Source organism: Neobacillus sp. FSL H8-0543 (genome assembly GCF_038592905.1).
GTDB lineage: Bacteria > Bacillota > Bacilli > Bacillales > Cytobacillaceae > Neobacillus.
In genome coordinates, this window is record NZ_CP151943.1 from 4,515,032 (window position 1) to 4,529,692 (window position 14,661).

Annotated in this window: 14 protein-coding genes and 1 riboswitch; of the genes, 10 read left to right on the forward strand and 4 right to left on the reverse strand. The window is 39.6% G+C overall.

The annotated features are described in order from the left end of the window. Window positions 1-89: 89 nt before the first annotated feature. From NSS81_RS22590 to NSS81_RS22600, 3 genes are read left to right on the forward strand one after another with little or no spacing between them, the layout of a single operon-like run. On the forward strand, window positions 90-641 hold the full coding sequence (locus NSS81_RS22590) for a sigma-70 family RNA polymerase sigma factor (protein WP_342430862.1): 552 nt from the start codon (window positions 90-92) through the stop codon (window positions 639-641). Then, complete coding sequence (locus NSS81_RS22595) at window positions 638-1,363, forward strand: DUF4367 domain-containing protein (RefSeq protein WP_342430863.1); 726 nt, start codon at window positions 638-640, stop codon at window positions 1,361-1,363. The genes NSS81_RS22590 and NSS81_RS22595 overlap by 4 nt, the downstream gene beginning before the upstream one ends. A gap of 12 nt (window positions 1,364-1,375) precedes the next feature. Beyond that, on the forward strand, window positions 1,376-1,825 hold the full coding sequence (locus NSS81_RS22600; RefSeq protein ID WP_342430864.1) for a hypothetical protein: 450 nt from the start codon (window positions 1,376-1,378) through the stop codon (window positions 1,823-1,825). Between the two features lie 127 nt (window positions 1,826-1,952). On the opposite strand, the gene NSS81_RS22605 is transcribed toward NSS81_RS22600, so the two are convergent. Together NSS81_RS22605 and NSS81_RS22610 are read right to left on the reverse strand one after the other, a co-directional pair. Further along, window positions 1,953-4,325 carry a DMSO/selenate family reductase complex A subunit gene (locus tag NSS81_RS22605; RefSeq protein ID WP_342430865.1) on the reverse strand — a complete coding sequence of 791 codons (2,373 nt, stop codon included), beginning with the start codon at window positions 4,323-4,325 and terminating at the stop codon, window positions 1,953-1,955. Continuing rightward, window positions 4,318-4,986, reverse strand: a complete 669-nt coding sequence (locus NSS81_RS22610; RefSeq protein WP_342430866.1) for a molecular chaperone TorD family protein — start codon at window positions 4,984-4,986, stop codon at window positions 4,318-4,320. Before NSS81_RS22610 ends, NSS81_RS22605 begins: the two co-directional genes overlap by 8 nt. 331 nt (window positions 4,987-5,317) lie before the next feature. On the opposite strand from NSS81_RS22610, the gene NSS81_RS22615 reads away from it, so the two are divergent. From NSS81_RS22615 to NSS81_RS22640, 6 genes are all read left to right on the forward strand, one after another. Continuing rightward, the gene (locus NSS81_RS22615; RefSeq protein ID WP_342430867.1) at window positions 5,318-6,400 is read left to right on the forward strand and encodes a hypothetical protein; all 1,083 of its coding nucleotides are present in this window, start codon (window positions 5,318-5,320) and stop codon (window positions 6,398-6,400) included. Between the two features lie 71 nt (window positions 6,401-6,471). Further along, window positions 6,472-7,587 (forward strand): glycosyltransferase family 4 protein, encoded by a 1,116-nt coding sequence (locus tag NSS81_RS22620; protein WP_342430868.1) that lies wholly within the window; start codon window positions 6,472-6,474, stop codon window positions 7,585-7,587. Then, window positions 7,584-8,360 (forward strand): HipA family kinase, encoded by a 777-nt coding sequence (locus tag NSS81_RS22625; RefSeq protein ID WP_342430869.1) that lies wholly within the window; start codon window positions 7,584-7,586, stop codon window positions 8,358-8,360. Before NSS81_RS22620 ends, NSS81_RS22625 begins: the two co-directional genes overlap by 4 nt. Before the next feature lie 148 nt (window positions 8,361-8,508). Continuing rightward, window positions 8,509-9,414: a UTP--glucose-1-phosphate uridylyltransferase GalU gene (galU, locus tag NSS81_RS22630; protein ID WP_342430870.1), complete on the forward strand. Its 906-nt coding sequence runs from the start codon at window positions 8,509-8,511 to the stop codon at window positions 9,412-9,414. Between the two features lies 1 nt (window position 9,415). Further along, window positions 9,416-10,723 carry a UDP-glucose/GDP-mannose dehydrogenase family protein gene (locus tag NSS81_RS22635; RefSeq protein WP_342430871.1) on the forward strand — a complete coding sequence of 436 codons (1,308 nt, stop codon included), beginning with the start codon at window positions 9,416-9,418 and terminating at the stop codon, window positions 10,721-10,723. Between the two features lie 158 nt (window positions 10,724-10,881). After that, window positions 10,882-11,679, forward strand: a complete 798-nt coding sequence (locus tag NSS81_RS22640; RefSeq protein ID WP_342430872.1) for a hypothetical protein — start codon at window positions 10,882-10,884, stop codon at window positions 11,677-11,679. Window positions 11,680-11,766: 87 nt separating this feature from the next. Here NSS81_RS22640 and NSS81_RS22645 read toward each other — a convergent pair whose 3' ends face one another. Continuing rightward, window positions 11,767-11,895 (reverse strand): bacitracin ABC transporter ATP-binding protein, encoded by a 129-nt coding sequence (locus NSS81_RS22645; protein WP_342430873.1) that lies wholly within the window; start codon window positions 11,893-11,895, stop codon window positions 11,767-11,769. Between the two features lie 126 nt (window positions 11,896-12,021). Continuing rightward, window positions 12,022-12,169: riboswitch (cyclic di-AMP (ydaO/yuaA leader) on the forward strand. A gap of 139 nt (window positions 12,170-12,308) precedes the next feature. Between NSS81_RS22645 and NSS81_RS22650 the strand changes: the two genes are divergently transcribed. Continuing rightward, a complete protein-coding gene (locus tag NSS81_RS22650) occupies window positions 12,309-14,135 on the forward strand; it encodes an APC family permease (protein WP_342434123.1) in 1,827 nt (608 codons plus the stop codon). Between the two features lie 45 nt (window positions 14,136-14,180). Here NSS81_RS22650 and NSS81_RS22655 read toward each other — a convergent pair whose 3' ends face one another. Further along, window positions 14,181-14,591, reverse strand: a complete 411-nt coding sequence (locus NSS81_RS22655) for a VWA-like domain-containing protein (protein ID WP_342430874.1) — start codon at window positions 14,589-14,591, stop codon at window positions 14,181-14,183. Window positions 14,592-14,661 lie beyond the last annotated feature (70 nt).

Here is a 14,661-nt window from a genome sequence, read left to right on the forward strand (position 1 = left end):
AATTGGGGCTTTAACTCTTTTATAAAATAATTTTAAAATAGTGTAGCGTGGGTGAGATTTGATAAGTCTATTAAAGTGGAGGTGGTCAAATGGGAAGGCCTTCCCGCCAAATTAATCCGTCAAACTTCTCTGATGAACCTTCACAGGCTATCGAAGAAATGATGGATTGTTACGGTTCATTAGTATTGCGCACCGCATATTTTTATCTAAATGATCGACATCTCGCAGAAGATATTAGCCAGGAAGCATTTATTCGTGCTTTTCGCGGTTGGTCAAAATTTCGCGGGGAAAGCAGTGTCAAAACCTGGCTGGTTAAGATTACGATTAATCTTTGTCATGACTATTTTCGCAAAAAAGCATCGACTGAAATACCCTCAGACGTTATCAGTGAAGACGATAGGCAAGTGTCTAATCTTGAAGATGAGGTTATGAAACGAATGAACAGTACCCAAATTCTAAAGCATGTTCTAACATTGCCGTTACATTACCGTGAAGTGTTATTTTTATTCTACTATTTAGATTTTACTACGATCGAAATTGCTTCGGCTGCTGGAATTCCAGAAGGGACCGTTCGTGGAAGGCTGCATAGAGCTCGGAAATTATTAGGGGAACAACTCGAAAAGGAGGGGATCCATAAATGACCAATCCTAAAGATGATGTAAAGACACTATTTAATGAAGAGATAGATGAAACATTGTTTAAATCGCTAGATTTCCATGCTGGGCTCAAGAAAGAAGTAAGAAAAAAAATCAGAAAGAGCGACAAAAAATCACAATTCTACAGTATTTTTAATAGAATTGGGAAATATCGAGTTTTTACTTATTCTGCGCTAGCTGCTGCAATATATTTAGTGTTCCTTTCGACAATGTTATTCCAGGAATCGGACTCGAATGAAAACCAGCCCAATCCGATGCAGGAATCGAATTTCAGCACGTTCCAAAGTGAAGGAAATGAAAGTATCCTTCCCACTCCATTTAAGGAGGAAATCTGGGAGTTGAATTCTATCGAGGAAGCGAGGGATTTGTATGGGGTTGATTTAATGTTACCGACTTATGTACCGGAGGATTTTCAACTTGAGAGAATTCATGTTTTAAATGGTACCAAGGAACAGGTGAATAAACTCATTTTATCATTTACTTCTATAGAAGAAAGTTACTCGGTGATGGTTGAACGAACGAATGTACAAAACAAACCTTTGGGTACTGAATTGGTAGACATTAAAGGTTTAGAGGGGTACTTGAAGAGAGAGACACCTGAGCAGTTAGTTGTAGAACTTAACTGGTTTATTAATGACAGTCAATACACCATTAATGGCATCATCTCATCAGCAGAAGCATTGAAAATTGCACGATCATTTGATTAGGAGGAATATAATATGAAATTTTTTCCCGCTTTGATTTTGGGCTTGTGTTTATCTTTTGTTACTTCAGCAGTAACTTTTGCAGATATAAATGAGGATATCATTGCTAAACAGGCTGAGATAGATAAATATATTTTTGAAGATCATGCCCAGGACCTTGAAGCCAAAGGGATTAGTGTCACGCACACAGCTCCATTAGAAACGACTGTTGAAATCGGAATTTTACCTTATACTCAAGAAAACATAGATTACTTTAACCAACTGTTTGGTAAAGAAATAGTAACCATCGTTGATGGTCAAATGGCAGTAACCTTCGTAGGAGAAAGCGAACCACTAACAGTCAATGGGGCAGAAGAAACAACAGAAGAAAAAAGCAACCCACTCACAAATCCGCTTGTCTTACTAACAGCTCTAATCGTCTTAGCAGGTGCTGCGTTTGTTGTTCGTAAGCTAGTGAAGAAATAGGTGGTGCTAGTGAGTGGTGACAGGCACCACAGAAATACAATTATCCGCTTTTGTCCGTCTCCAGTGGACAGTTTGGATTATTATGTAAAAAAAGGCTGGCTTCTATTAAATAGAAACCAGCTTTTTTTTATGCTTTTTGTACTTCGACGAGCATGGTTTGGTGTGCGTTTCCTTTAGCTAGTGGTGTTTTTCGCTGGCTTGTAAGGACGTTCGCATTGCCACCTTGGTCAATTCCATTCTTATCAGGATTGTACCAGGCACCAGCCTGCATGGCAACCACACCAGGCATAATTCTCGTTGTGACTTCTGCAGGAATCATTAGCGTACCGCGATCATTATAAACCTTGATTTTGTCACCTTTTTTAATGTTCCGCTTCTGGGCATCCTTAGGGTTTATCCATAATACCTGTTCGGCCACTTCGTTTAGCCACGGATGGTTAGCGAAGGTAGAGTTAGCACGGTTCCGACCTTTCCAGGTGATACACTGCAGCGGGAATTTTGCTGTTAGTGGATCTTCGGGACCTTCCCATTCCGGAATATAGGTTGGAATGGCAGGGATTTCATTGTTATTCATATCATATAATCGCTTAGAAAATAGCTCGATTTTTCCAGATGGTGTTTCGAATGGGTGGTTCTCCGGATCGTCTATTTGGTCCTTAAACGCTATACGTGGTCCATCGTAACGCCAATAATGAATCCGTTCCTTTTTGAAAACCTCGAAAGTAGGGGTACTTGGCTCAACTTTTCTTGTTTCATCCAATATATACTTTATCCAGTCAAGCTCGCTACGTCCCTCTGTAAACGCTTGTCCGACACCTAACCCTTCCGCCACTTCTGAAAGCCAGTCATAATCGGAACGTGATTCGTAATAGTTTTCAACGACCTTTTCAGACAGGATGATATAGTCACCTGAACCCCATGACTCACCAATATTCCAGCGTTCAAAGAAGGTTGTTTCTGGTAGCAGGATATCAGCATATTTTGCACTAGGAGTTAAAAAGTGATCACTTGCAACGATAAATTCTACTAAACTTTCATCCTCAAGAATTTTTTTCGTCTTATTGATGTCAGGCTGCTGATTGATCAGGTAGTTCCCGGCAAGGTTAAAAAGTAATTTAATATTTGTTGTAAGCTTGTCACCATCCACAAGACCCTCTGCAGGTGTGATTGTACTCGCATCTGTAATCGCATCGGTCCAATTCATAATGGAGATACTAGGCTTTACTGGGTTTTCAGGAACAGGAATTCCAACTGGGAATTTTCTTGGAATACCGCCATACCCTGAGGCCCAGCCGCCGGATACGCCAACATTTCCAGTAATCGTTGCTAACATTGTTCCGCCACGGGCAATTCTTTCACCGCTTGCGTGGCGCTGTGGACCCCAGCCTTGAATCAATGCAGCAGGCTTTGCTGTTGCATATTCTCGTGCAAGCTCACGTATTTTTTTGGCAGGAACATGGCAAATAGACTCAGCCCATTCAGGTGTTTTTTCTTGGCCATCCTTTTTACCCATAAGATAGGATACCAAGGATTCAATAGCAGGGACATCTTCAGGCATATGCTCCTCATCAAACCCGACCACATACTTATCTAGAAATGCCTTGTTATGCAGATTTTCCTTTACAATCACATAGGCCATTGCATCCATTAGGGCATTATCTGTTCCAGGTAATAATGGGATCCATTCATCGGCAAACGCAATGGCTGTATTGGAGTATCTTGGGTCAATCGCAATAATTTTTATGCCAGCTTCTTTTAACTTTTTATAATAATGGTTTGTATTTCCAAAGATAGTTTCAGCGGGATTATGTCCCCATAAAATAACCAATTTTGAATCAATTAGCGAATCCAGACTGCTGCCAGACTGCGCAGTACCATATGTATAAGGAGTCGCAGCCGCGGTGTTTCCCATACTTACAGAATGATAATAGTTAAGGAAACCACCGGATAAGGCCATTAACCTTCTTGCCAGTTGGGCACCGCCAACGGTTCCGCCTGTAACGGCAGTCCCTTGATGGACATACCTGGAAGCAGGTCCATATTGTTCGGTGATTCGTTTTGTTTCACTTATTATAGTAGCAACTGCTTCCTCCCAGGTAATTCGTTCAAATTTTCCCTCACCGCGTTTACCTGTACGCTTCATTGGATATTTTAAACGGTCAGGATGGTACTGGTTTTTACGATAGGACCTGCCTCTAACACAGGCTTTCATATAAGGATTGGCTTCATCAAGCTCCGCATCGGTACGTGCACTGATTCGTGTGATGACGCCACCCTTAACATGGGCTTTTATCATACACTTGCCGCCGCAATCTAAGGTGCTGCAGGTAGGGACGATTGTTTCACTCGCTTCCACCACATTCTTATTCTTCGTTAAGTATTTGGTTGACCAGATCCCTCCAGCAACGACTGGAACGGCAGCAATTCCTGTCCATTTCAAGAGTGACCTACGTGATAATTTGCTTTCCCCAATTTTACTAAATATATTTTTTTCACTCATTTTCTAGTGCCTCCTTTAAAAAAGGAATGATGTCCATTTCAAAGCGGATATATTCCGCTAACAGCTGCGCGGCACCGCGATACAATTCAAAAGCGGTTGCATTGTTCAAATGTTCACAAAAGGAAAGACCCCATTTGAAAAGATGGTCATCTAAAAAAGCTTGCTGATCAGCCAATAATTTTTGCTTCGTTTCAACATTAGTTGTTTCAAGTGTTTTTTGGATAAGATAACCAAGAAATTCTAGCTCAATGACAATGTGATCATCAGGTTCGTTATTCTCACGGACGAAGCTCAAGCCGTATTGGCGGTAACACTCTCTTACCTTTAATGTCTCTTCCTCAAACAAGAGATGTTCTCTTCCTAAATAAACTGATTCCCAAAGTGGGGCAGGAAGCATATTTGGACCTACAAACAACCGATTATATTCTTCCTTCGCCAACAGTTCATTTTCAGAAGTGAGAAGGGATTCAATGCCTATTTTAATGAGACTAGCTGCCTCACTGATTTCACAAAGAGATTCAAATTGTGAAGTATTCACAATTGCTGCAAAAGAATCTCTATTAGGCTTTTCATCTAAAATAAACCGTATCAATTGATTAATGTACAACCTGCTATGAAGCAGGGAAGAATCATCTGTTATTTTGCTCTCTTCTGTATTCATAAAAAGCTCCTTTCTAAACATCCGTTAATTTAATAGTATAGAAAACTTCCCTAGAAGAATTTTTTTGAAAGAAATGTTAAACAAACTTCATTTGTTTTTTAAATAACTGTGAACGTTGATAATGATTATCGTGATTTTGCTGACTTTTTCCTCTATTGTGCTTGTATCAGTCATACATTTTTTATTTTGTAGACGATCGTCTACACACTTTAAGGCCTTGTTGAATTAACTATAGTAGGCGGTGATTTTCTAGCAAAAATTTTTTATGATATTAAAAATTAGACAAGCACCGCAAAGTATATTTGAGAAATAAATGGGAAGGAGGGAATATATGAATAGTAAAAATCTCGAAAAATGGATGAAGAAAATTCAGGTTCGTAATATGGTTAACGCTGACGTGGAAGTGATCAATAAATCACCGTTAGTCATGATGGGCAAGGGGCGCCAAGGTGCAGTTTTTCAAATGTCAGACGATATTTGTGTGAAGGTATTTGGAAATACCGAAGATTGTGAACGCGAATACTATGCCTTATCTCTTGGGCAACATACCAATCTATTTCCAAAGCTTTATGGAAAAGGAACACTCTATATTGCAATGGAAATTATCAAAGGCGTAGATTTGCGGGAATACTTGCAATCCCAGCCGCTAACCCGAACACTTTCAGCAAAATTGATTGAAATGCTGATTACGTTTAAAGCAATTGGCTATGAACGGATTGATCACCATAAGCGGCAAGTTTATTTACAGCCTGATGGCAGCTTGAAGGTAATTGATGTAGCACGAACAGTTTGGAGAGACCGTGTTTATCCATATCCTCGGAAACTATTAACTTCGTTAGGAGAAGAAAATAAAGCAATATTTTTATCACATGTGAAAGAAATGGCACCGGCTGTCTATCAGGAATGGCTCCATTACATTCGCATGGAGGAAATATCCCGCCAAATTACCGAAATCCTTATGTCGCAATCAAGTGAGAGCGAGAAAATTAACTCGAAAAACAAAATCCTATTGACAACAAATGATGAGAAAAATTATGCAGTTATGCTTGAAGGACTGGTTCACAAGGTATTCAAAGAAGAATGGGTCAAATTAATGCTTGCCCGCGGCGCTGACTTGGATACGATTATGACAAAAATAGATGAATATTGGGATAAGCGTGAACTCGGTGCAACTGGGAACTCAGTTGAACGTGAAAGCAGGTATAAAGGAGATAGACTCTCCAGTGGCGATCGTATCCATGATAAAGGAAAACGCTTCGAAGGTGATCGAGAAAGACACCACCATCACGGTAAACGCTACGAGGGTGAGAGAAATCCTGAACATGACCACAGAAAGGGGAAAAACAGGGATACAAATAAGAAACATGGTAACAAGGGCCATAAAAAAAATAACGGAAAACATCATCGGAAATAACCTTCATGTCTAAGGAAGTTAGATTGTAAATAAGAAGGGGAGGAGCCCGAATAAAACGAGGGGAAATTAATATGAAAGTACTTGTCATTTGGCGTCTGCTCACAGTTGGCGGCGTGAATGCCGGCTGGCGGAATCGCTCGATCTATTTTAAAAAACATGGAATTGATACGGAATTTCTATATACGACAGATCATGGCGGGCTCCATATTATGCAAGATATTGCTCCCGTCTATTTAACAAAGGATGATCAGGAAATTATTGGGATTATTCGGGACAACCATTATGATGCCATCATTGTCGTTGACACCGGGAAGGCCTTTAAATGGCTTCAAAAAGCAAATTATCAGGGTCCGGTCATTGTCGAAGCACGAACTCCTGAACTTATTAAGTTAAAACCCCATTTAAGAAACTTTAGAGGTATTGAACCAGAAACAATCATCGTTCCCTCTCAGTATCAAAAACGATTAGTGTCAATATTGACAGATGATATTCCGATTAACGTCATCTATAACGGTGTGGATACCTCTTTTTTTCATGCCTTACCGACAGATACCATCGATTTTGAAAATGCTCCTATTTTGCCTAAAGATAAAAAAATTATCGGTTGGATTGGTCGTTTGGACAAACGAAAAAACTGGGAAATGTTAATGGAAGTAGCCAAAATAATCAAAAGCGAACGTGAGGATATTGAATTTTGGCTGATAGGCGGTGCTCAAAGTATACAGCGGGAAGAGTTTGCAGCCAAGTGGCTCGAGGAAGGGCTTACCGACATTATTAAATGGTTTCCCTTCATCCCTTATCAGCAAATGCCGCATGTGTATGCAAAAATTCGTCATTCAGGAGGGTGTACACTAGCCACCACAAAAACGGAATCCTTCGGAAATACATTTATCGAGTCGATGGTATGTGGTGTACCTGTGGTTGCGTCAAAAATGATGCCAATTACTGAATTAGTCACGCACGGTGAGACGGGGTTGCTTTTTCGCGGACAAAATGTGGAAGATGCCGTAAAGCAGTTGTACGGCATCTTGGACAACCCTGAATCCTTCCAACAGATGTCAAAGGCAGCAATCGAATGTGTACACGAAAAATTTGCTATTCAAAAAGTAGCGAGGGAATATATTGATTTATTGAAAAAAATAGGCGGAATGACGAAAGGTACAAAGGGTGAGGTGGACAGCCCATGATTAAACCCGTTGTATTCAAGAAAACACTGGAAGGGAAGTCAAACGCAAATCTAATTACTTTTAGCGATGGCAGAGATTATGTGGTGAAATTTTTTCAGCAAGGATTTGAAAAAACTCTGGCAAATGAGTGGGTTGCTTATTGCTTGGCGAGATACCTTGGGCTGCCTGTCCCTTACGCTAGATTAGTGGAAATTCCTCAAGAGTTTTCATCAAAAGTTCCTGAACTCGCCCAAATGAGTGTTACGCAATATCAATTTGCGAGTGTTTATGTCCCAGATAGTTTTGATGGTCACCAAGTAACCTCTATAGGTAAAATGACTAACCATCATTCTTTAGCAGCCATTATTGTATTTGATTACTGGCTGAGTAATCGGGATCGAACACGCAAAAATATTCTTCTTCATGAAGAAGAACCTAACGGTTATCATTTGTGGATTATCGACCAAGCAGAAATATTCGGTTCTTATAACTGGAATCTTGCTGAAATAGAGAATCTGCCAGCTGAAATCATGAAAAGTGCCACGCATCAAATAATGGCAAGCTTTATTGAAGACGAGCAAGATTTTTTTGAACAAATAGAAATTATTCAAACCCTGCCTATCCATTTATTAGAGGAGATTGTTGCACTCATCCCTGATGATTGGGAAGTTACAAGAGAGGAAAGAAAGGCGTTGGTCAGTGCATTAGTGACACGTCGTAAAAAAATTCTTCCGGAGTTAATGCATAGATTTATCAAGAAAATCTATCGTCAGTTACAGGTAAAAGAAAAATGACTCCGTTACCACTAAGGTAGTGGAGTTTTCATTTAACTATTCAACCTATTTTAGGAAAAGTAATATGACATTTACTAGGTTACTAACGTGACAGTAACTTGTCCCCTTGCATATAAAGGATAAAGGAGTAAAAGAAGGGAGGCAGCATATGAAAATCCGAAAGGCCATTATACCAGCAGCCGGTCTTGGAACACGATTTTTACCAGCAACGAAAGCACAGCCAAAGGAAATGCTGCCGATTGTTGATAAACCAACGATACAATACATTGTCGAAGAAGCGGTGGCTTCGGGGATTGAGGAAATTATTATCATCATCGGCAGAGGAAAAAGGTCTATTGAGGACCATTTTGATAAGTCCTATGAGCTTGAAGATACACTTTTTAAAAAAAATAAGCATGAATTGTTAGAGCAGGTGAAGAAAATATCCAACTTGGTGAATATCGTTTATGTCCGGCAAAAAGAACCGAAAGGTCTTGGACATGCCATTCTATGTGCAAAAAGTGTGATTGGCAATGAGCCATTTGCAGTGATGCTCGGAGACGACATCGTGATGTCTGACATCCCATGTCTAAAGCAAGTGATCGACGTATACGAGTATTATAATAGCTCTGTTGTAGCAGTTCAGGGAGTCCCAGAGGAAGATGTCAGTAAGTATGGAATTATCAAGCCAAAAGGTGCAATGCTCGAATCAAACCTCTTCCATATCGATTCGTTAGTAGAGAAGCCTAGTAAAGAAGAGGCACCATCAAGATTTGCAATTATGGGCCGTTATGTCTTAAGCCCTGAGATTTTTGATATTTTAGCAAGGATTCCTATTGGACAAGGTGATGAGCTACAGCTGACAGATGCCATCAATGAATTGAACAAGCAGCAGGCTGTTTTAGCTTATAACTTTGAGGGAAGACGCTATGATATTGGCGATAAGATAGGTTTTATTAAGGCAACAATTGACTTTGCCTTACAGCGGGACGACATAAGTGAACAGGTTAAAGACTATTTAAAGGAAGTACAAAAATCCGAAAACACTCAATTTTTTAAAAGAGAGATTGATTGATATGAAAATAGCTGTTTTAGGTACAGGCTATGTTGGACTATCAACTGGTGTTTGTTTATCAGAAATCGGGCACCGCGTCACATGCATTGATATAAATGAACAGAAAATACAGCAGTTAAATCAAGGGATATCCCCAATTTATGAACCAGGTCTTGAGAAACTGCTGGCTTCGAATATGGAAGCAGGAAGACTGAGATTTACAACCAGTCTTTCAGAGGGCATAACAGGGGCGGAGATTATAATCATTGCCGTAGGAACCCCACAAGCGGATGATGGAGCGGCTGATTTATCCTACCTAGAACAGGCCGCAAAGGATCTATCACCAAATTTGGTACAGGGTTCAATTGTTGTAATCAAGAGCACTGTGCCTGTTGGGACGAATGATTCAATTAAAAAATTGATTGAGAGTTATACAGGGTTTAAGATTCATATGATCTCTAACCCTGAATTCCTAAGACAAGGCTCAGCCATTCAGGATACGATGAAGGCAGATCGAATAATTATCGGTTCAGAAAATAAAGAAATGGCTGAAAAAGTGAAAGCGATGTATCGTCCCTTGGATGTTCCAGTTATTGTAACATCAACAAGAAGTGCAGAAATGATCAAGTATGCATCCAACGCCTTCTTGGCAACAAAGATAAGTTTTATCAATGAAATAGCCAATTTAAGTGAAGCAGTCGGAGCCGATGTGGAAGACGTCGCAAAGGGGATGGGAATGGACAAAAGAATTGGTAAAGCTTTCTTGAAAGCCGGGATTGGTTATGGAGGATCCTGTTTCCCTAAGGATGTTAAAGCGTTGCTTCATACAGCAGGTCAAATGGGAATGAATTTTGGGCTATTAAAAGAAACGATTGCGATTAATGAATTCCAGCGTGAACTGCTTTTAAAGAAAGCGGTAAAACGATTTGGAGATTTACAAGGTAAAAAAATTGCAATCCTAGGATTAGCCTTCAAGCCGGAAACGGACGATATGAGAGAAGCACCATCTATTAATCTTGCAATTGCATTATCGAAACTAGGAGCAGATACCGTCGCATATGACCCCGTAGCAACCGAGAACGCAAAGAAAATAATGGGTGATACCATCAAGTATGCAAATTCTATCGATGAAGCAATCACTGGTGCAGACGCGGTATTTCTTGTCACAGAATGGGACATATTCAAAAAGCACAATCTCCTAGCCATCTTGGAGAAGATGAAACAGCCAATCATCTTTGACGGCAGAAACTGCCTTCAAGAAGAAAAAATAAAAGCCTGTAGGAAAATCGAATACTACCCCGTTGGAAAACCAGCGATTATTATTGGGTGACGCTTTATTGGTGTCATTTATTGGTGACATTATTGGTGACAGGCACCGCTCGTGTACAACTGTCCTCCTGGGGTGGACAGTTGGATGCGCCCCCATTTATCGCGCCTCATTAAAGTGTTATAATCAAATCACTGAAGTTTGCAAAAGGATGTGTGTGTATGATTATTGAGCATGAGTCGTTGGAGCAGAGTGGTTTGACTCGTTATATTCCTCCTAAGGGGGATTTCGAGGGATTTCGCGATGTGGAGCATTATAAGGAGAAGGTAAAGGAATGGGGACTTTCGTCTGCTAAGGAAGCGAAACGGGAATTTTTGTTTAAAGAACGAAACTACCAGCGTGTTGTAACCATCAAAGGGTATGAAACTTACGGGAAAACGGAAGAGTTTAACACCCTTGTAATCGAATTTCAAGATGGAAACCTTAGTTGCATCCACCCTGCCTATTTAAAAGAAATGCAGCAATCAAGCTTTGGTAAAGAAAGTATGCTGGAGGTAACCGTGAAAGAACCGGTGAAACTTGAAACTCCTGACACTGAGGTAACCGTGACAACCGACAGCAAGGAAACACAACCGACACCAAAAAAGGCAAAGACTACAAAACCGAAAAAAGAAAAGGAACCGAAAATTGAACTCCCTGCAGAAAAAGTGCACTTTACAGCAACTGTTAAACAGTTTGCGATGACGTACAATCCGTTTAACGAAGAGAACGATGAAGTAGTTATTCTTGAAAATGTTCAAATTGTCCAGGAACCACCGCTTGAGCTAGGATTCGCTTGGTGCAGCCATAGTAAGACATTGAAAAAATTTGAACTTGTAGCAGGGGATTTACTTGAATTCGATGGAAAAGTTGCAAAGAAAAAGCTGCCAAAAGGAAAAGATGTTCCAGAAGAATTCATCGTTGAGGTTCCAGTGCCATACAAAGTAAACAATCCTTCAAAAATTGCCAAGCAAAACTAGAAATTTAGCTGCTTAGCTCACTTTAGAGATATGGGAAACATTAAAAAATTTGTAAACAAAAAGACACTGCGCTAGTGTCTTTTTGTATTAATCACTCTCATTTATACTTTCCTCATTGTTTTGTTCCTCAGACGGGTCACCATAAAGTTGATTAATCTCTTTAACCATTTCATCAATAAACTCATCAGACAATAACGGATTCTTTTCTTTAGACATGCTATTTCTCCATTCTTAAATGACATTTATTATGTAGTCTTATCGTCTAAAATAAAATCATACAAAATTTCCAAAATTTTTATTTACTTTTTTAAAACTCAGGAGTAAGATAATCAACAGTTTCAAATTTCTAAATCGCTTAAACCATATGGTGCGGGGGAACCGTTTTTGTGGATGTTTTAATAATCCAAGGGGTGAATCCTTTTTAGCAGGTAGGGCTACTCAATGGTCCGAATCCGACAGCTAACCTCGTAAGCGTTAACTGAGAAGGAAGGTGGAGCTTGTCGACAAAAGGAATAATGTCTTCAAGTCTTTTTAACTATGACTTGTAGGCATTTTTTTGTTTAATTCGCTAGATATTAATGTCAAAACTGGGTAACAATACATTTTATAAGAAACTAGGCGGTGTACACTTGGTATCATCAATAAAAAGATTTTTAATTGGAAGACCGTTAAAATCAACAGAATTAGGGGAGCAAAAGCTTAATAAAACAAAAGCCCTAGCCATCCTTTCTTCTGATGCATTATCATCCGTGGCATATGGTCCCGAGCAAATTCTAATTGTTCTCATTACCGTAAGTACGGCAGCATTTTGGTATTCCCTGCCTATCGCAATCGGGGTTTTAATTCTATTAACAGCCCTAATTTTGTCTTATAGACAAATTATCTTTGCCTATCCACACGGCGGTGGAGCTTATGTGGTATCAAAGGAAAATCTTGGTGTGAATTACGGGCTCATTGCTGGTGGTTCATTACTTGTAGACTATATCCTAACAGTTGCAGTAAGTGTGTCAGCGGGTACGGATGCGCTTACATCAGCCTTTCCTACCCTACATGAACATAATGTGATTATTGCGATTGTTTTTGTCCTATTTATTACAACCTTGAACCTAAGAGGTGTAACGGAGTCTGCTTCTATTTTAGCATACCCGGTTTATTTATTTGTTTTAGCTCTATTCGTATTAATTGGTGTGGGGATTTACAACATTTTTAGTGGGCATGCTCCAGCTAATTTACATTCTCCTGTCGGAACACCGATTGCAGGAATCTCATTATTTCTGCTACTAAAGGCATTTGCATCAGGTAGTTCAGCTTTAACCGGTGTGGAGGCTATTTCTAACGCCATCCCAAATTTTAAAGACCCTGCCCCTAATAATGCTGCAAAAACATTAATGGCGATGGGTGGTTTACTCGCATTATTATTTTCAGGAATTGTGTTTTTAGCCTATTATTATGGGATTACACCAAGTGAAACAGTAACGGTGGTCTCTCAAATTGCTGAAGAAACTTTTGGGAGAAATTTTATGTATTTTTTCATTCAGGGGACAACAGCATTGATTTTAATTCTTGCTGCGAATACGGGTTATACGGCTTTTCCCTTACTGGCCGTTAATCTTGCCAACGATAAGTTTATCCCAAGGATGTTCAAGGTTAGAGGTGACCGTTTAGGGTATTCAAATGGAATTATCGTTCTTGGTTTGGCCTCAATCCTTTTGATTATCGTATTTAAAGGTCAAACAGAACACCTAATTCCGCTTTATGCTGTTGGTGTCTTCATACCATTTACCTTATCGCAATCGGGGATGATGCTAAAATGGATTCGTGAAAAGCCTAATGGATGGATATCAAAGTTTATAATAAATACGACAGGTGCTTTGATTAGCTTGATCGTCACGATGATGTTCTTTTTAACTAAGTTCGCACAGGTATGGCCTGTTTTAGTGTTTTTACCAATCATCATCTTTGTGTTTTACCGAATTAAAAAACATTATGAGGCGGTAGGAGAACAGCTACGAATTATTGCTAATGAGCCTGCTTTACCAATTGAAGGCAATGTAATGATCGTACCTGTGGCAGGGATTACCCAGGTTGTTGAGAACTCGTTAAACTACGCCAAATCTTTGGGTTCTGATCAGATTTTAGCGGTTTATGTTTCATTTGACCGAGAAGATGAAAAGAAATTTGAAGAAAAGTGGAAAAAGTGGCAACCTGATGTAAGACTTGTTACCCTGCATTCCCATTACAGAAGTATTATGCACCCATTGGGTAAATTTGTTGATATTGTTCATCATAAAGCAAGTGAATCAAATTACCGGGTTACAGTAATCATACCACAATTTATTCCGAAAAAGGGCTGGCACAATATTCTTCATAATCAGTCAGGATTGCTCATTAAAGCATTTCTGCTGTACAGGAAAGATGTAATAATTACAACTGTACCATACCATTTTAAGAAATAGGGGTGGCTCTACTATGTAGAGCCATTATTTTTTTGAGGGCTTAATCTAAGTGATTTTCATTACCTTTCCGAACGGTGCCTTTGGAACAAAATCAGTTGGCACCAGCCAGATTACCTCAAAGCCAACCTGCATTTCTTCTGGTAAAAATCCGGTTAAATCTGTGATGTAAAATAGGGTATCAATTGCTTCTTCCTCCGCCCATTCCATCACCAATGTATAGGAAGACTTACCGTGTGTGAAATATTTTATTTCGATTGAGTCCGTGATCGGGGTTGTAGTTCTAATTTTAAAATCTGCTTGCACCAATGTAGTATCAGGGCGAAGCTGTTGAAAGAACTTTACGACGCTTGCGATCAAGTCTACTTTTGTTTCTTTTGTTGATGTATCCACCACTAATGCCAGTTTTTTTCCTTCCCTATCCTGTACCCTTTTTAGAAGATCTTTGTGCCATCTCACTTGAACATTTCCCCTCTCGTTAATCAAGTCACAAAATTTATTATGCTCATTATGAGTGGGTGAATTCGAA